The organism is Exiguobacterium sp. UBA5002 (assembly GCF_002396765.1).
GTDB lineage: Bacteria > Bacillota > Bacilli > Exiguobacteriales > Exiguobacteriaceae > Exiguobacterium_A.
Genome location: NZ_DGYQ01000045.1, coordinates 141,515 through 158,126, shown reverse-complemented (window position 1 = coordinate 158,126; position 16,612 = coordinate 141,515). Strand labels below are relative to the sequence as shown.

The 16,612-nt window shown below is 45.0% G+C and carries 16 protein-coding genes; 2 read left to right on the top strand and 14 right to left on the bottom strand.

Translation table 11 applies throughout. The features are described 5' to 3' along the window. Nucleotides 1-161: 161 nt before the first annotated feature. The 11 genes from B4C70_RS13975 to B4C70_RS13925 form a co-directional block, all read right to left on the bottom strand. Nucleotides 162-1,853, bottom strand: coding sequence for a b(o/a)3-type cytochrome-c oxidase subunit 1 (locus tag B4C70_RS13975; RefSeq protein ID WP_290780432.1), 1,692 nt, complete (start codon nucleotides 1,851-1,853; stop codon nucleotides 162-164). A gap of 1 nt (nucleotide 1,854) precedes the next feature. Continuing rightward, the gene (locus B4C70_RS13970) at nucleotides 1,855-2,325 is read right to left on the bottom strand and encodes a cytochrome c oxidase subunit II (protein WP_290780430.1); all 471 of its coding nucleotides are present in this window, start codon (nucleotides 2,323-2,325) and stop codon (nucleotides 1,855-1,857) included. 12 nt (nucleotides 2,326-2,337) lie between these two features. Further along, a complete protein-coding gene (locus tag B4C70_RS13965) occupies nucleotides 2,338-2,451 on the bottom strand; it encodes a cytochrome C oxidase subunit II (protein WP_214728512.1) in 114 nt (37 codons plus the stop codon). A gap of 232 nt (nucleotides 2,452-2,683) precedes the next feature. Beyond that, complete coding sequence (locus B4C70_RS13960) at nucleotides 2,684-3,397, bottom strand: Crp/Fnr family transcriptional regulator (protein WP_290780425.1); 714 nt, start codon at nucleotides 3,395-3,397, stop codon at nucleotides 2,684-2,686. A 157-nt stretch (nucleotides 3,398-3,554) separates the two neighbouring features. Then, nucleotides 3,555-4,709: a CDP-glycerol glycerophosphotransferase family protein gene (locus B4C70_RS13955; RefSeq protein ID WP_035412610.1), complete on the bottom strand. Its 1,155-nt coding sequence runs from the start codon at nucleotides 4,707-4,709 to the stop codon at nucleotides 3,555-3,557. 52 nt (nucleotides 4,710-4,761) lie between these two features. Then, a complete protein-coding gene (gene tagD / locus B4C70_RS13950) occupies nucleotides 4,762-5,151 on the bottom strand; it encodes a glycerol-3-phosphate cytidylyltransferase (RefSeq protein ID WP_035412608.1) in 390 nt (129 codons plus the stop codon). Nucleotides 5,152-5,167: 16 nt separating this feature from the next. Continuing rightward, nucleotides 5,168-6,337: a CDP-glycerol glycerophosphotransferase family protein gene (locus B4C70_RS13945; RefSeq protein ID WP_290780443.1), complete on the bottom strand. Its 1,170-nt coding sequence runs from the start codon at nucleotides 6,335-6,337 to the stop codon at nucleotides 5,168-5,170. 62 nt (nucleotides 6,338-6,399) lie between these two features. Next, nucleotides 6,400-7,782, bottom strand: a complete 1,383-nt coding sequence (locus B4C70_RS13940) for an aldehyde dehydrogenase (protein WP_214728510.1) — start codon at nucleotides 7,780-7,782, stop codon at nucleotides 6,400-6,402. A 100-nt stretch (nucleotides 7,783-7,882) separates the two neighbouring features. Continuing rightward, nucleotides 7,883-8,590, bottom strand: coding sequence for a purine-nucleoside phosphorylase (gene deoD, locus B4C70_RS13935; RefSeq protein ID WP_023467244.1), 708 nt, complete (start codon nucleotides 8,588-8,590; stop codon nucleotides 7,883-7,885). Between the two features lie 24 nt (nucleotides 8,591-8,614). Next, the gene (locus B4C70_RS13930) at nucleotides 8,615-9,319 is read right to left on the bottom strand and encodes a response regulator transcription factor (RefSeq protein ID WP_023467243.1); all 705 of its coding nucleotides are present in this window, start codon (nucleotides 9,317-9,319) and stop codon (nucleotides 8,615-8,617) included. Next, nucleotides 9,316-11,079 carry a sensor histidine kinase gene (locus B4C70_RS13925; protein ID WP_214728508.1) on the bottom strand — a complete coding sequence of 588 codons (1,764 nt, stop codon included), beginning with the start codon at nucleotides 11,077-11,079 and terminating at the stop codon, nucleotides 9,316-9,318. The genes B4C70_RS13930 and B4C70_RS13925 overlap by 4 nt, the downstream gene beginning before the upstream one ends. Nucleotides 11,080-11,276: 197 nt before the next feature. Here B4C70_RS13925 and B4C70_RS13920 point away from each other — a divergent pair, with 197 nt between their 5' ends. Continuing rightward, complete coding sequence (locus B4C70_RS13920) at nucleotides 11,277-12,569, top strand: NCS2 family permease (protein WP_286949796.1); 1,293 nt, start codon at nucleotides 11,277-11,279, stop codon at nucleotides 12,567-12,569. Nucleotides 12,570-12,627: 58 nt separating this feature from the next. On the opposite strand, the gene B4C70_RS13915 is transcribed toward B4C70_RS13920, so the two are convergent. Beyond that, nucleotides 12,628-13,908: an ABC transporter substrate-binding protein gene (locus tag B4C70_RS13915; protein ID WP_058703668.1), complete on the bottom strand. Its 1,281-nt coding sequence runs from the start codon at nucleotides 13,906-13,908 to the stop codon at nucleotides 12,628-12,630. Nucleotides 13,909-14,096: 188 nt separating this feature from the next. Here B4C70_RS13915 and B4C70_RS13910 point away from each other — a divergent pair, with 188 nt between their 5' ends. Further along, nucleotides 14,097-15,557, top strand: coding sequence for a potassium/proton antiporter (locus B4C70_RS13910; protein WP_023467237.1), 1,461 nt, complete (start codon nucleotides 14,097-14,099; stop codon nucleotides 15,555-15,557). A gap of 59 nt (nucleotides 15,558-15,616) precedes the next feature. Here B4C70_RS13910 and B4C70_RS13905 read toward each other — a convergent pair whose 3' ends face one another. Together B4C70_RS13905 and B4C70_RS13900 are read right to left on the bottom strand one after the other, a co-directional pair. Then, on the bottom strand, nucleotides 15,617-16,252 hold the full coding sequence (locus B4C70_RS13905) for a DedA family protein (RefSeq protein ID WP_149426856.1): 636 nt from the start codon (nucleotides 16,250-16,252) through the stop codon (nucleotides 15,617-15,619). Nucleotides 16,253-16,268: 16 nt separating this feature from the next. Further along, complete coding sequence (locus B4C70_RS13900) at nucleotides 16,269-16,490, bottom strand: hypothetical protein (RefSeq protein ID WP_058703665.1); 222 nt, start codon at nucleotides 16,488-16,490, stop codon at nucleotides 16,269-16,271. Between the last annotated feature and the right edge of the window lie 122 nt (nucleotides 16,491-16,612).

Below are 16,612 nucleotides of genomic sequence, written 5' to 3'. Positions count from 1 at the left end.
AGTTCACTCCTACAGGAAAAAACGTATTTATGCGTTGTCAGAGACAAACAAGCCAGTTTTCCTGCTTAAATGAAGCAGGAAAACTGGCTTGTGTCTCACCTGAGGAAATGGTGTGTAATGACGCGTCATTCTTTTTTTGAGTCAGTCCCCTCTTCACTGTCTTACCAGAGTCTCCATCCGGGAGCTCCTGGAGGGGCATTTTCAATCATATGCCAAATCGGTACCGTGTACGCAAACGCAATCAAAGCGAACGTCACGAAAATCCATAGCTTCCAATTTTCAAAGAAGAGTGGCGTTGCCATCGCCTCTTCTTCCGTTTCAGCAATCGGAAATTCTTCCGTTCCTTTTGGCGCTCGGAATGCAAGTTGGAACATCGCATAGAGGAATAGCAGAATCGAGATGAATAAAATCGTTCCGCCGATCGCCATTGCGACATGATATGGAATCCAGTCAGCGACGATTGAATCCTTGAAGTAGGTGGCTGGTCCCGTCCGTCGTGGATTACCGAGTAATCCTGAGATGTGCATCGCAGTCGACATGAAGAGCATTCCGATCGTCCAGGCAGCCGTTTGAATAAGTCCAAGACGATTCATTGCTGCTGTTAACGTTCGACCACGTAAGAGCGGGACAAGCCAGTAGGCTGTTCCGAAGAACGTCAGTGCGACGGCGGCACCGACCGTGATATGAAAGTGTCCCGTAACCCACAATGTGTTGTGAACGATGATGTTCAGCTGATGCGATGCATTAATGACACCACCTGCACCTGCTGGAATGAAGAACAACATCCCGATGAACGGTGCAAGGAACCGGACGTCGCGATATGGCATTTTCTTCACCCAACCAAATATGCCAGTTGCTCCCTTACGGCGACCCGCTAGCTCGAATGTCGCAAACATCGAGAAGGCAGTCATCAATGATGGGATGATGACGAGGAATGTCAAAACGACTTGGACATACTTCCAAAATGCAGAAATCCCCGGCTCTAACAATTGATGGTGAAAACCAACTGGGAATGAAAAAAGTAAGAACAATAAAAATGACATTCGCGCTAACGCGTCAGAAAAAATCTTCCCACCAACGATTTTCGGAATGACCGTATACCAAACGATATAAGCAGGTAATAACCAAAAATAGACGAGTGGATGACCAAAGTACCAAAATAGCGTTCGGGATAGCTCGATCCCGACCTTATCTGTCCAACCAAGAGATAAAGGAAGGAGTTGAAAGAGAATCGTCGCTGCTACGCCGAGTGTCGCAACCACCCATAATAAGGCAGTCATAATACTCATGTATGCTTGAAGTGGTGGATGAACGCCAGGGTGTTCCCGTTTATAATCAGCATACATACGGAACATGGCACCAGAAGCAATCCACGTTCCGACGACGAAGATGACGAGTCCAATATAAAATACTGGATGTGCCTTGAGTGGTGCATAGAATGTATAGAGGACGGAAGCTTCTCCTGCAAGCACCATCCACGTGACGAGGACGACACCAAGAATCATGAACCAGAATCCGACCCATCCGAGACGTCGCGGAAACTCTTCGAATCGTCCGAACGATTGACCTAAAAATGAGAACAATAATCCGAAAATGAATAACGTCGTAAAGACGATTGCAAGCATTAACCCGTGGGCAGTGAGAAGCTCATAGTAGCCGACTCCAGCAATTTCTGGAATGACACCTGTCCGCACCATCGTTTGCAACAATCCACATAAACCACCAATCAATAAGGCGACAAGTGAAAAACTAACATGTGCGAAAGCGAGCTTCGCTTCCTTAATTCCGATGACGGTAGCAGGCAGACCACGCTCCATCTCGAACTGTCTTAATTTTTTTGAAATGGCATTCATCTTATTCCACCACCTTGATTTTCGTTGCCATCATATGATGGGCATTACCACAATATTCATTACATACGACGAGATATTCGCCTGCTTTCTTGAACGTATACTCAATCGAATTAATATGTCCGGGAACGACCATCATGTTGACGTTCGTCTTAACGATTTCAAATCCATGAACGACGTCCTTCGATGTCACGAGAAAATCGACTGTCGCCCCTTTAGGTATGACCATATCTTTTGGTGTAAACTGAAAAGCTTGTGAAACGATGACCGCTTCGTATCGGTCATCATCAATCTTTTTTAGTCCTGGTTTATCAAACGGTTTCGTCTGATCGACTTTCGTCGGATCAATCAATGTCGCATCGGATGGTGGTTGATTGCCCGATGCAAAAGCGGATACACCGATGATGGTCAAGAAGACCGCTAGCATCGCTACTCCGAAGATCAGCCAAATTTTTTCTAAACGATGAATGTGCATCGTGATTCCCCCTTAACGTGATATGAACAATAGAAAGATTGAACTCCACATCCCGATGATGACACCTGCTACGATCAGGACGGCAATAAATGTTCCTTTGAGGTTTGATTCTGATTTTTGGTCCATGGTGATTACTCCTCTCCTGCTTTGAACTTGTCTTTATTGTAAGAATTCAGCAAGTTCGGAAACTGTGATATATATCACTTCAAATGTGAAGAATCCGCACTTTTCTTTCTAAAAACACACAAAAAGTTCACATCTGAACAAGAGAAGGAGGCACGACTCATCTACAAAAAAAACAATCCATACATGAGGCAGAAAATTCTGCTTCACGTTTGAATTGTTTGTACACTATCTATTAAATTCGACAAACACCTGCTGGGCATCCTTCACAATGACACAGATCACGCAGATATTGTGCATCATGAATGATGATTTCTTTTGGCGTCATCGAAATGACACCTTCTTTTTTCCACTGGGAGAACATCCGATTGACCGTTTCACGCGGTGCGCCAATCAATTGACCAAACTCCCCATCGGATGGACGTTTTGCAAGACGGTAGGTTTCTCCTACTTGTCCCCCTTCCATCGCGATGAGACGAAGTAACGTCGAAGCTAACGCACCCGGTTTTCCGAACAATAGCAAGTCGCGCAATTTAGTCTCCGTCTGTTTCCGCATCAATGCTTGCCACCGCATGATCTCAAGCGCAAAAGTACCATCCTTTCTCATGAGTTCCTCTAATTTTTCTTTTGAGAGGAAACCGATGATACTATCCTCCATCGTCTCGATACTGTATGAACTCGGAAAAGCTTCTCCTACATCAAATTCACCAAATAGATCCCCTTTGAAATATAAGAACATCAGTAATGGACTGCCTTTTTTCGTCAACTTCGATAGTTTGACGCCTCCTTGTTTCACATAAAACAACTTGTCGTTCATTTCCCCTTCCCAACAGACGATGGAATCCTTTTTGAACGTCGTTTCCGTCATGAAGCTCTCTAGTAACGTTCTTGTCTCAGGTGATAAGATGAATGTATTCGCTTCAGTCGTTCCACAAGTCAGCATATCCATTTCTCCTCTCCTTTTCTTCTGCTTTTAGTATAGAACATCACAGTTCAAAAGAATGGATTTTCAAAAGATTGTCAAACTTTGTTCAATTTTTCACATTATTTTTGAAAAAGTATCTGACGACCGCTTTCTAAAACTAAAGCAATCGTCAGATATAGTATTACATACCTGTTCCGTAATAATGATGAACGATTCGTTCAACTGCTTGACCTGGTGGGTGATCATACCAACTTGTTTGGAATTCTTGCATGTGCTGACGGCACTCTTCAAGTATCGCGTCAGACACGATCCACTCCATCAATTGCGCCATCTGCTCCGTCTGTCGCACCGGTAATGGTTTTGGATACTGATCGACAAGTCCTGGTAGTTGTCGATATGTATCGATGTCCGGTGTGTATAAGAACGTTGGAACCTCAAGAAGACAGCTTTCAAATGGAATCGACGAATAGTCGGTCACCAGAACATCCGTGATGAGCAAATAATCATTGATCTGATACGTGTCATCCACAAGATGTATATGGGCGGAACGATAGGTCGAAAGCGCTCGGATCGTCGGATGTAACTTAACAAGAATCGTCCAGCCTGTTTTAGCCAGTTGTTCAAATTGTTGAATCGTGTGATCTTCCGTTCCTTTATATTCGCGGTAAGTCGGGGCATACAATAGAATCCGGCGGTCGGGTTTTACATAACGTTCTTTTAAATCAAGCGCCCGATGTTCCCGCTGAACCTCATCATACCAATAATCCGTCCGTGGCATGCCGAACGGTTTAAAATGAGATCGTTTTAAATCATGCGGTGCCATGAATTGTGTCGCACAACGCATCCCCGGCACGATGAAATCACCATATTCCTGATAGACACGTCGGAACCGATTTCGTATCCGTTCCGATACGAACAGGCTTTTCGAAGAAGTTAGTCCAAACTGCTTTAACGTTCCGCCGGCATGCCATAGCTGGATACGTCGTGTTCCACGTCGCGTTTTAGCAACACTGAATTCCGCAACATAATTATCGACGAAAACCGTCCGGGAGGTCGCAAGTAAATATGCGAGTCTGACGAACCGTAATCGACGAAAGCGAAGCATTCGGTCTGACTTCCATAAATCCGGCTGCTTCATGAAATGGTGATCATATACCAGATACCGTTTCTCATTTGGCAATTCCTGCGCCAAGCGATCATTAACAGGTTTTGCGTTATCCCCGTATGTCATCCAAAATAAAGTGACGGGGCGAAGCGGTAACAACCGAAAGACACCATAACAAATACGAAACAACAATAAATAGACCCATACGATTCCTTCTCTAACCACTTTCATCCTGCCCTTCTACGAAGAAAGACCGCACGTCGTCGTGTGGTCTCCTCTTCAATCACTTCGAAGCTAATTCCGTTTTAATCTGACTCGTAGAAATACCCTCAGTTCGGCTAAGGTAAACGACTTCACAATGCTCTTTTAAGAAATCGAACTCGCCTTTCCAATCATCACCCATGACGAAGAGGTCGACGTTATGCTTCTTCACATCTTCTACTTTTTGATCCCAGCTGTTTTCCGGAATGACTTCATCCACATAACGGATGGCTTCAAGAATCATCTTTCGATTCTCGAAATTATGGTAGGACTGCTTATGTTTCAAACGATTGAATTCGTCCGTTGAAATCGCAACGATAAGATAGTCTCCCATCGCTTTTGCGCGTTTTAAGATGTTGATATGACCCCAGTGTAATAAATCAAATGTTCCGTACGTAATAACCTTCTTCATGATTCTGCTCTCCCTTTTATCCGTGAATTCTCTTTATGATCGTCTTCATCGCCCGTTCTGAAGCCTGTCCATCATCCCATTGACAATACGTCTCTTGGAACGCTCGAAATGCTGACGCATACCGTGTGTGCCAATCATCTAACTGGTTCAGCTCTTCAAACAGTGCTGTTTCAGTCGACAACAATGGTCCCGGTGCCTCCTGCTCAAAATCGAAGTAAAATCCACGCAACTGATCTCGATAATGTTCTAAATCATACGTATAGAATAAAATCGGACGAGATAAGTGCGCAAAATCAAACATGACAGAAGAATAATCCGTGATCAAGGCGTCCGACGCCAGATAGAGCTCCGCGATATCCGGGTAGTCCGATGTATTTCGAACGGATGGATAAGCAGTGACGTCGAGACGACTTCCGACTAAATAGTGCATTCGGACAAGCAGAACGTATTCATCCCCAAATCGCTTTTCAAATTCATTTAGCGAAAAAGGTAGCTCAAATGAATATTTCCCTTGACCTTCGAATGCATTATCTCGCCAAGTTGGTGCATACAACAAGACTTTTTTTGAATGATCAATATCATAGTGGCGATATACTGCTTCTTTGATTTTAGCATGCCGTGCCTCTTGATAAAATATATCATTTCGAGGGTATCCAATTTCTAGCATCTCACCTTCAAAAGCAAATGCTCGCCGAAAGATTGAACTAGAGTAGGCATTCGGGGAAATTAAGCCGGACCATTTTGCAGTCTCTTGCTTAAATCCTTGCTTGTACCGCTCCGTCGTCGTATTCGCCATTTGGACATCATCCATATCAAGCGCGAGCTTTTTGAGCGGTGTGCCGTGCCATGTCTGGAGATAATACGTTTTTTTCGGTTTGATCAACCAACCCGGTAACCGACTGTTTGATACCCAGACCCGTGACGTCGCGAGCAAATAAACCCAGCGAAACGTCAACCGATCTACCGTCTTGACGTCTCGTGGAAACGTAACACCTCGTTGTTTACTAAAAATCAACTCACATTCCGGATGCATCGTACGCATCAATTCGTAGATGGCACGCGGACTGTCACTATATTGCTTTCCGAGAAAACTCTCGAAAAGGACTCGATTTGATTTTTGTGGCAACCACGTAAAGACTTTCATGATGGTTCGCAGACTGCGTTCAATCAAGCCTGTTCGTTTCATCCACTGTTTTACTTGATCTTTCAAGTGAAGAGCTCCTTCTTAAGTCAATTAATCACAGCTCATCATAACAAAAAGCGCATCCATTTGGAATTGCTATTTGTTCGCATGTAGCGGAAAGGTAAATCGAACGCCGTCGTGTTTTTGACGATTCCTTTACGATGGCTGAACGTCTCGAAACTATACTTGCCATGATATCCACCCATGCCACTCGCCCCGACTCCACCAAATGGTAGATGATGCTGTGCGACGTGCATCAACGTGTCATTGACACATCCGCCACCGAATGAAATCCGTTCAAGGATACGATGTTCGACGGCTTTGTTCTCTGTGAACAGATAAAGCGCAAGCGGCTTATCACGATCGTTAACGAACGCGATGACCTCTTCGACTTCACGGTATGTCAATACCGGCAAGATCGGTCCAAAGATTTCGTCTTGCATCAATGGAGCATCCACCGCTACATTCGTCATGACAGTCGGCGCCATCTTACGCGTTTCCGGATCCACTTGTCCACCGAATTCGATCGTCCCTTGCGACAAGTAACTGCTGAGGCGATTCAGATGATCGTCCGATACGATTTTGACGTAGGATGAGACGCCGACGCCATTCCCGTACTGTTTAAAGGCTTCTTCTTCAATCAACTGCAAAAAACGTTCTTTAACGTCTTCATGGATCAATACGTAATCCGGGGCAATACATGTTTGTCCGGCATTCAGCCACTTTCCCCATGCGATCCGCTTCGCTGCTAGACGAAGATCCGCATCCTTGTGAACGATCGTCGGTGATTTCCCACCCAGTTCAAGTGTGACCGGTGTTAAATGCTTCGCCGCAGCCTGATGCACGATTTTTCCGACGCGTGTGGAACCCGTAAAGAAGATATAATCAAAACGCTCGTTTAGTAAAGCGCTACTGACTTCAGCATCTCCTTCTATGACGATTCCGAATCGTTCATGGAATGCCGTTTCAAAAACTTCTCGTAATACACGAGAGACGTTCGGTGTCAGCTCGGATGGTTTAAGGACGACCGTATTCCCCGCTGCAATCGCACCAATGACCGGAGCAAGTGCCAGCTGGAAAGGATAGTTCCATGGCGCGATGACAAGAACGTTGCCATAGGGTTCGTACTGGATTTCACTTTTTGAGCCGATATGCAGAAGCGGTGTTGCGACACGCTTTGGACGTGCCAGTCGACGGAGTTGTCGCTCCATCCGTTGAATCTCTCCATAAACGAAACCGATTTCCGTCGTAAAAGCATCATGCTGTCCTTTATTGAGATCTTGTTTTAATGCCTCATAGATCGCGGCTTCATGCGTTTCAATCGCTTGGCGTAAGAACGTCAGCATGCTTAAGCGAAAAGCTAGACTACGTGTTGCACCTGTTTGGAAAAAGTGACGCTGTGTCTCAAGGCGCTCTGAAAGCACTGTCTCTGTCATCGTTGTCTCCATCCGAGAATCTCCCCTTTAACTGATCTATAACACTGCCTTTATCTTACCATATCTCTTTTCGACTATGAAAAAAGACGGAGAGGCTTCTCCGTCTTACTTCTTATAATTGAATCGCTGTTTCAAGCGCGACTTTCATCATATCGTTGAATGTCGTCTGGCGCTCTTCCGATGTCGTTTCTTCACCTGTCAACAGATGATCTGAAATCGTCAGGATCGTCAGTGCATTTACTTTATGTTTTGCTGCAAGTGTGTAAAGACCTGCCGCTTCCATCTCGATTGCGAGACATCCGAAATCCGCCCATTTTTTGAAGTGATGGAAATCATCTTGATAGAACTGATCCGTCGTGAAGATTTGACCAACTTTTGCATCGATACCTTGTTCTTTAGCTGCTGTATATGCTTTATGCAACAGATCAAAAGAAGCTGTCGGTGCGTAGTCTAGTCCATTAAAACGGACACGGTTCTGTGCCATGTCATGCGAAGCACTCATCGCGATGACGACGTCACGAACTTTAACGTCTGGCGTGATCCCACCGGCAGTTCCGACACGGATCAAGTTCTTCGCACCATATGACTGAACAAGTTCGTTCGCATAGATTGACATCGATGGTACACCCATACCTGTTCCTTGAACCGAGACTTTTTTCCCTTTATAAGTACCTGTGAAGCCATACATGCCTCGAACTTCGTTATAAAGGACGACGTCCTCTAAAAACGTCTCAGCGATGTATTTAGCACGTAACGGATCTCCTGGGAGTAAGACCGTTTCGGCGATTTGTCCTTCAGCTGCATTAATGTGTACACTCATGTACGATTCCTCCTCGATAGTCGTTTAAATCGACAACAATTCACGAAACTCATTCGGTGTCATACCGAATTGTTTTTTGAACACTTTCCGAAAATACTTATCGTCCTGATATCCGACTTCAAGTGCGATTTCGTAAATGCGCGCTTCCGTCTCACTCAATAATTCCTTCGCTCGATTCAAGCGAATCGTTTGAATGTAATCAGATAAGTTAACGGAAAAACGCTGTTTGAAGCGTCGTGATATATACTCTCGGCTCAAGTAAAACCGTTCGCTCATGAATTGCAGTGTCAATTCTTCCGCATAATGCGTTTCGATGTATTTGGCGATTTGATCAATCGCTTCTCCTGATTCCACTACCGGATGGATACATTCCATCGCGCGGGACAAGGCATCATTGAGTACATCTGGATCAACCGGCTTCAATAAATAATCAAAGGATTGATGCAAAATGGCACGTCGCATATACGTATAATCATCATACCCTGTCAGCACGATCGTGACGACCTTTGGATGATGATTTTTTGTCCATTCTAGTAATGTTAATCCGTCGAGTCCAGGCATTTCGACATCTGTCAGCATTAAATCGATCGTTCCAGTATCCAGTAATCGTTTCGCTTCTTCCCCATGTTCCGCCTCGTAAATATGTGAGACCTGCCAACTGTCCCATTCTCCGAGCAATTTGACCGCTTCCCGTACATGTCGTTCATCGTCTACGATCAACACGTTCATGCCAAGTCCCCCTTCTCATATGGAATCCGAATCACGATTTTGAATCCTCCCTCTACCGCTGAAGAAGAGAGCGTCATATTTGCTTGCTCCCCGTAAAAAATCAAGAGTCGTTCATAAATATTATGGAGACCAATGCCGCTCGTCTCGAGATCTTCTGGGTTACGATGCATGCGCATTTTTCGATCAATCTCTTCAAGTCGTCCTGTTTCGAGGACGGCGCCGCTATTCTCGATGTGAATGATGAGACGTCCACCATCCGTCCGGACTTTGTAGGCGAGATAGTTTTCTGTCGCTGCTAATTGCTGTCGAAATCCGTGTTTGAAGTAATTTTCAGCGAACGGTTGCAAGATCATCTTCGGCACTTCAATGTCATTGAGATGCCACGGGATGTCAACGATATAACGGAACCGTTCCGGAAAACGTTGCTGTTGCAAACGAATATACGCTTGAAGATGATCGACTTCTTGTTTTAGGGTTACGATCGTCTGCTCATTATTCATCGAGTAGCGCATCATTTGTGATAATCCGGTGATCGAGCGGTACGCGATCTTCCGGTCTCCTTGTAGCGTCGTCGTTCCGATCGATTGTAAGGCATTGAATAAGAAGTGCGGATTGAGCTGAGATTGTAATGCACGTAGCTCATTCGTCCGGTTTTCAAGTGCCAGTCGATACTCCCGTTTGATTAAACGATCAATCCGTTGAATCATGCGTTGGAACTGACGGTTGAGTAATCCAATCTCGTCATTCGTCGTCGCAACGAATGGTGCTGATAAATCCCCTTGTTCGACTCGCCAGACGTTTGCTGTCAACTGTTTGATTGGTTTTGTGATCTGCATGGCAACGAGACTTGCGGCAATGATCATGACGAACAGTGAGACGAGACCGATCAAAACAAGAATCAATGCAGTTTCGTTCGCCCCTTGGATGACTGACGCATACGGAATCCGTTTGACGAGTATGAGTGGAACGCCATTCGTCATCGTCTTTGAGTAGACGATGAACGATTTTCCGACACGTAAACTCCCACTCTGCCCAGTGAATTGATCGACCGGTAGTTCCATCTCTGCTCCAGTCTGTGCCAATACACGCTGTTCTGTCATCAACCATAACGACTCTTCCGGATCATTCTCGAACAGTTTTAACTGTTGTTCGAATACACGGACTGGAATATCCACTGAAAGGAAGCCGAGTGGCTCATCTGTTTCGACACGATCGATGCGATAACGAAAACTAACGACTTGTTTCTCATCAAGAATCATCGTGTGCACATTGTATGGTTCAATCGTGTGCGCTCCGTCAATCAACCAGCCACTTTTTTCTTTCATCAATTGAAAATAATCCGTTTCTTGCATCCAATCAAACGTTCCCCGACTCGTCGTTTTCATGTTGTAGACCGAATACTCCGAATAACCATTTAATATGACGAAATGTAACTGCTCGATATCCTGACGTGATAAAAACAGACCTAACATCGCCCGCGAAACGACTCCATCAGATTCGTCTAATTCCTGATCTGCTCCGACGCGCATGATGTTCATCAACGAACGATTCGCATACAGACTTGTCGAGAGACGGCGGATATCCTCTATGTAATGGGTCACCTGTGTATTTCCTCGCGTCAACACGTTCAGGCTAGAACGTTCTGCCTGTTCAATGTTTTGGTGCCGTACATACAAGTAGGAGATCGATGTCGCGAGGGCTGTCGGAATCAAGATCGCTAGGACGACGAGACGAATCAAACGTGTCCGGATACTTTTCATGAAAGGCGCCCCCATCCTTTTTCTTGTAATCAATCGTATCATAACCTTGAATCCGCTTACATCATTTCCTGATATTCTCTTTCATGATTCCTATAAAAAATTCTTTTTTGTTTCGACTTGATTCCGAATGAATTTTACTATAATATCATCAATGTTCGTTTTTTAATCAATTTGTTATGAAGGTGGTCCTTTTACCCATGTTTAAACTTGCCGCACATCAAACAACCGTAAAACGTGAAATCCAAGCTGGATTCGTGACGTTCATTACGATGGCATATATTCTGCTCGTCAATCCGACGATTTTAGCAGATGCCGGTATCCCCCAAGCCCAAGCATTTTCTGCGACGATCATCGCGACATTGATCGGTACGCTCCTGATGGGGCTTTATGCGAATCTACCAATCGCAGTCGCACCCGGAATGGGACTCAATGCGTATTTTACTTATACACTTGTCGTTGGTGAAAAGATTCCATATCAGACAGCACTCTCAGTTGTCTTCGTTGCTGGTGTCATTTTCTTATTGTTATCACTATCACCAATCCGTACGAAGCTGATTGAAATCATTCCGATGACATTAAAGCTTGCGATCACAGGTGGAATCGGTCTTTTCATTGCTTCACTTGGTCTCAAGATGTCAGGAATTCTCGTCGCTAGTGAAGATACACTCGTCACGATTGGCGCATTGACGTCACCAGAAGCATTGATCACACTCATCGGACTATTAGTTGCAGCCATCTTGACGATCAAACGTGTACCAGGTGCTATTTTATATGCCATGATCCTCTCTGGATTGATTGCATTCCTGACAGGTGAATTGAAGTTTTCCAATTCCTTCGTTGCGTTACCGACGTTACCAGAAGGATTGATCATCACGAATCCGTTCAACGCCATTCAAGACGTGTTCCAATACGGTCTGTTCAGCGGTGTCCTCTCCTTCGTTCTCGTGACGATGTTTGATACGACAGGTACGATGGTCGCTGTCGGAGAACAGGCTGGATTGATTGAAGAAGATGGATCATTGAAAAACAGCGAACGTGCCCTATTATCTGATTCGACTGCGATGGTCGCTGGTTCATTGTTCGGAACAAGTCCCACAACCGCTTACGTAGAATCTGCAGCGGGTGTTGCTGCTGGTGGACGGACTGGACTCACATCCGTGACGGTCGGGATTCTATTCGCATTATCTGCCGTCTTTGGACCGTTCGTTCAATCGATTTCGAGCGTCCCTGCGATTACTGCGCCAGCATTGATTTTAGTCGGTGCCTTCATGATTCAAAACATCAAACAGATTCCATGGGATGATTTCAGCGAAGCTTTCACGGCTTTCCTCGTCATCTTGATCATGCCATTATCCGGTAGCATCGCAACCGGTATCGCATTCGGTTTCATCGTCTATCCAATCATGAAAGCTATCCAAAAAGAGCGTGTCCATCCACTCATCTATGTGTTCGCCCTTCTCTTCTTCATCCAATTATTCTTCTTATCATAAAAAAACATGCCTGTTCCGTCAGTTAATCGGAACAGGCATGTTTTTTTTGAATCACTTCTTATTTTTTCATTTTATCCCATGTTTTCGTGAAGTCCTGCAGCATCTCGTCAGCTGTTTTTTGCTTACCAACATATGCTTGCATGATCGCTCCGAACTCGTTTACAGCACCATCCGGATACTTGAACCAGTTCCATGAGATCGTTTTTCCGTCTTTCGAGTACGCTTGAATATCATCTGCAAGCGGTCCTAGATCCTTCGCTTCGATTGATTTGAAGGCAGGGATGAATTTAAATTTATTGACCATGTAGTCTTTTCCTGTGTCAGACGTCGCCATCCACTCGAGGAATTTTTTCGCTTCTGCTTTGTTCTTCGAGTTCTTATTGACGACCCAGTTGTTTGGTACGCCAACAGGAAGACGGTCCATTTTTTCTTTATCATCATTGATCGGCATCGGGATGAAGCCCATGTTGATGTCCGGATTGACGTCCGTAATCAATTGTTGTGCCCAGTTCCCTTGTTGAAGCATCGCTGTCTTACCTTCAGCAAATTGAGAGACTTGTGTGTTGTAATCCGTCGTTAACGGATTTTTATTACCGTACTCAATCGTTAAATCAAATAGATTCATGAAATCCTTGAACTGTTTGTTATCTTCGAACTTTCCTTTTCCAGAATTCAAGTCTGCGATGAACTGATCTGGATCATCCTGCTGTGCGACCGGAATGTTCAACAGGTGATTACCGAGAATCCACCACTCCCCGTACCCAATCGAGAATGGCGTCACTCCGTCAGCCTTCAGCTTCTTTGAAGCTTCCGTCAATTCAGTTAATGTTTTCGGAAGTTCCGTGATACCGGCTTTTTTGAAGATATCTTTATTGTAGATAAAGCCATACCCCTCAAGGTTCATTGGCATACCATACAATTTACCATCAATCGTCATAGGCTCTTTTGATAGCTCCGTTAGATCACCGACCCACTTTTCATCTGACAAATCTTCTAACTTATCCTGCCATGTCTTTGCTTCCGTAAAGCCACCGTTGTTAAAGACATCTGGTTCATTACCTGAAGCGAACTGTGATTTCAGAGCCGCGCCATAGTCCGATCCACCACCGACTGTTTGCACAACGACTTTCGTTCCGGTTTCCTTTTCATACGCTTTTGCCATCTTTTCCATGTCTTTTGCGATTTCAGCCTTGAATTGGAATACGTTGAGCGTCTTACCGTCTTTTGAACCACTATCTTTCGAGTCATCGCTATTCAATGTACCGCCACCACATGCTGCCAAAGCGACGACCATCGCCGTCGTGACGACAGGTAATGCTGCCCATCTTCTTTTACGCATTCGGATTCCCTCCCTGATTTCGTTTCATTTCGTGCTACATCTTCACAATAAATGAAAACGCTTGCAATGAAGAGAGAGAAAGTTGTCCGGTGTGGTGGAAAATATTGAACAATCGTTATCCGAGTCTTTTCATCGGAATTGTTGTATCATGAAACTAGAGATTCTTTTAGGAATAGGAGTTTGATGCCATGTCCTTGCAACTCACGATTTTATTGATTGGTATATTGCTGTTTGCCGCCGTCTGGACGACGAAGTTATCAAGTCGTCTGAATATTCCTGCTCTACTGATTTTTATCGCCCTTGGTATGATTGCTGGAAGCGACATTACGGGGTTCATTCGTTTTGACGATGCAGAACTGGCTCAGCTTCTTGGAACCGTCGCCCTCATCATCATCTTATTCGAGGGTGGTCTGCAAACAGTTTGGAAGGAAGTGCGTCATGAATTAGCCCCTTCCCTCTCGCTTGCGACGTTCGGGGTCTTCATCGCTACATCCATCGTTGCCGTTGCTTCCCATTATATTCTGGGCTTTAGTTGGGCGAATGCTTTTTTACTCGGGGCAATCGTTGGTTCGACGGATGCCGCTGCTATCTTTTCTGTCTTGAGTGGTCAGCCGATTCGACGGAAAGTCGGATCAACACTCGAAGTTGAATCCGGTACGAATGACCCGATGGCCGTCTTTTTGACTGTCTTGTTCCTTGAGTTCGTGACAAACCCTGAAGAAGCATCGCTCTTATCGGGACTTGGATCACTCGTTTGGGAAATGGCGATGGGACTTCTGATTGGTTTGTTCATCGGATGGGCAGCTTCGACCTTGATCAATCGGATCGATTTGTCCTCTTCTAGCTTTTATCCGATCATGCTCATGTCGTTTGCTTTCCTGTCTTTCGGTTTAGCTGATACGTTCCATGCCAGTGGATTTTTAGCCGTTTATGTCACAGCGATCTACATCAGTAATCATGAACTCGTCTACCGACAGACACTCGTTCGTTTTACGATGAGTATGGCGCATCTTGCCCAAATCGGAATGTTCATCGTGCTCGGTCTGCTCGTCTTTCCGAAACAATTGCTCGATGTCCAGGTCATCCTGTCTTCCATTGCGTTGGCGCTGATCTTAATTTTCATCGCTCGTCCTTTGTCAGTCTGGGTGAGTCTTCTTCCGTTTCGTTATTCGTGGCAAGAGAAGGTCTTCATTTCTTTTGCTGGTCTAAAAGGAGCGGTACCGATCATTCTCGCGACATATCCTCTCGTTGCGGATATCGAGAATGCATCGATGATCTTCAATATCGTGTTTTTCACAGTCTTATTATCAACGCTAATTCAAGGAAGTATGTTGACGTTCCTTTCCGAGCGGTTACGACTGAACGAAACACAGACTTCTGCTATCCATACCGTCATTGAATTCATGTCAATCGGTAAACCGAATGCGGAAATCATTGAATTGACGTTACCGATGTCCCATCCATTCATTGGAACGACGATCTCAGAGATTGATTTGCCTCAGGAATTTTTGATCACAGCCATCATCCGTGATGATCAAATCATTACACCACGTGGGGACACTGCCCTAGAAGGCAATGATCAGTTACTACTCCTTACCCCAAAACATCGGATCAAGACACTGAAGCGATTCCTGTTTCCTCCCGCTTGATCTGTTCATGAAACAACGCAGTGGATCCTGAAGATCCACTGCGTTGTTTTTTTACATATTCATGAATCTTGTTGTTTCGTTTGTGTGTCTTGCTTCTGTTCTTTACGCTTCGCTTTAGCACGACGGTAGAGAACGTATCCACCAAGAATCACGACGATTCCACCTAAGATCCACCATAACTCCTGCTCTAATCCTTTTAGCATGGATTCGGCACGTTCTACTCCGAATCGTTCACCGACCCAGATGTAAAAGAAGGAAACCGGAAAAAGTCCAATACTTGAAGCGAGTAAATAGCGTTTGAACGAAAGACCAAACAAACCACATGGAATCGAGACGACCGAGCGCACGACGGGGAAAAAGCGGCCGAACAAAGCAGACCATGTTCCGTATTTCCCGACGATGCGCTCCCCTTGCTCAATTTCTTTTTCTTTAATCAGTAACCATTTGCCGTACCGGATAAGTATCGGACGACCTGCATAACGACCTAGAAGATAAAAGACCGTCGCGCCCATCAGACTTCCTAAAAAACCGACCAGAACAGCAGCTGTCCAGCTGACCGTTCCGTTCGACACATATAGACCGAGCAACGGTAAGCCCACTTCTGCCGGAATCAATTCTGTTCCAAGACCAACGATCATAATTCCTAAAAACAGCCAGAGATTGGATTCTCCGGCTGAAAACAACCATTCCAACATACGACTAACCCTCCGTTCATCCTCTCGCTGGACGGAGGAGATAATAAATGATGACGACTAACGTCGTCCAGACGCCTGTGAAGATTCCGATAATCCCGACAATGAAGAAACCGAGTGCAACGATTGAGCCTGTCTGTTTATAATCTCGCCACATCGTCCGTAATCCTTTAATGTTGAACCAAAGGAATACGAGGAATAATACAGGGATGAGTAATCCTACGATCAATAAAGAAGACATGTCTTCACCTCTTTCTTATTTATTGTTATCCCCATTCTATCAGGAATCGACACGTCTTTCCTCCGCCTGAGGTCTTACGAACCTAAAAAAAAGAACACGCTTCTGAATCGAAGCATGCCCTT

Excerpts from the sequence above, each read along its gene's own strand:
- B4C70_RS13910 (WP_023467237.1), top strand. The coding sequence starts at position 14,097 with ATGTCCTTGCAACTCACGATTTTATTGATTGGTATATTGCTGTTTGCC.
- deoD (WP_023467244.1), bottom strand. The coding sequence starts at position 8,590 with ATGAGTGTACACATTAATGCAGCTGAAGGACAAATCGCCGAAACGGTC.
- B4C70_RS13930 (WP_023467243.1), bottom strand. The coding sequence starts at position 9,319 with ATGAACGTGTTGATCGTAGACGATGAACGACATGTACGGGAAGCGGTC.
- B4C70_RS13940 (WP_214728510.1), bottom strand. The coding sequence starts at position 7,782 with ATGGAGACAACGATGACAGAGACAGTGCTTTCAGAGCGCCTTGAGACA.
- B4C70_RS13970 (WP_290780430.1), bottom strand. The coding sequence starts at position 2,325 with ATGCACATTCATCGTTTAGAAAAAATTTGGCTGATCTTCGGAGTAGCG.
- B4C70_RS13945 (WP_290780443.1), bottom strand. The coding sequence starts at position 6,337 with ATGAAACGAACAGGCTTGATTGAACGCAGTCTGCGAACCATCATGAAA.
- B4C70_RS13965 (WP_214728512.1), bottom strand. The coding sequence starts at position 2,451 with ATGGACCAAAAATCAGAATCAAACCTCAAAGGAACATTTATTGCCGTC.
- B4C70_RS13975 (WP_290780432.1), bottom strand. The coding sequence starts at position 1,853 with ATGAATGCCATTTCAAAAAAATTAAGACAGTTCGAGATGGAGCGTGGT.
- B4C70_RS13925 (WP_214728508.1), bottom strand. The coding sequence starts at position 11,079 with ATGAAAAGTATCCGGACACGTTTGATTCGTCTCGTCGTCCTAGCGATC.
- B4C70_RS13915 (WP_058703668.1), bottom strand. The coding sequence starts at position 13,908 with ATGCGTAAAAGAAGATGGGCAGCATTACCTGTCGTCACGACGGCGATG.
- tagD (WP_035412608.1), bottom strand. The coding sequence starts at position 5,151 with ATGAAGAAGGTTATTACGTACGGAACATTTGATTTATTACACTGGGGT.
- B4C70_RS13900 (WP_058703665.1), bottom strand. The coding sequence starts at position 16,490 with ATGTCTTCTTTATTGATCGTAGGATTACTCATCCCTGTATTATTCCTC.
- B4C70_RS13960 (WP_290780425.1), bottom strand. The coding sequence starts at position 3,397 with ATGGATATGCTGACTTGTGGAACGACTGAAGCGAATACATTCATCTTA.
- B4C70_RS13920 (WP_286949796.1), top strand. The coding sequence starts at position 11,277 with ATGTTTAAACTTGCCGCACATCAAACAACCGTAAAACGTGAAATCCAA.
- B4C70_RS13905 (WP_149426856.1), bottom strand. The coding sequence starts at position 16,252 with ATGTTGGAATGGTTGTTTTCAGCCGGAGAATCCAATCTCTGGCTGTTT.
- B4C70_RS13955 (WP_035412610.1), bottom strand. The coding sequence starts at position 4,709 with ATGAAAGTGGTTAGAGAAGGAATCGTATGGGTCTATTTATTGTTGTTT.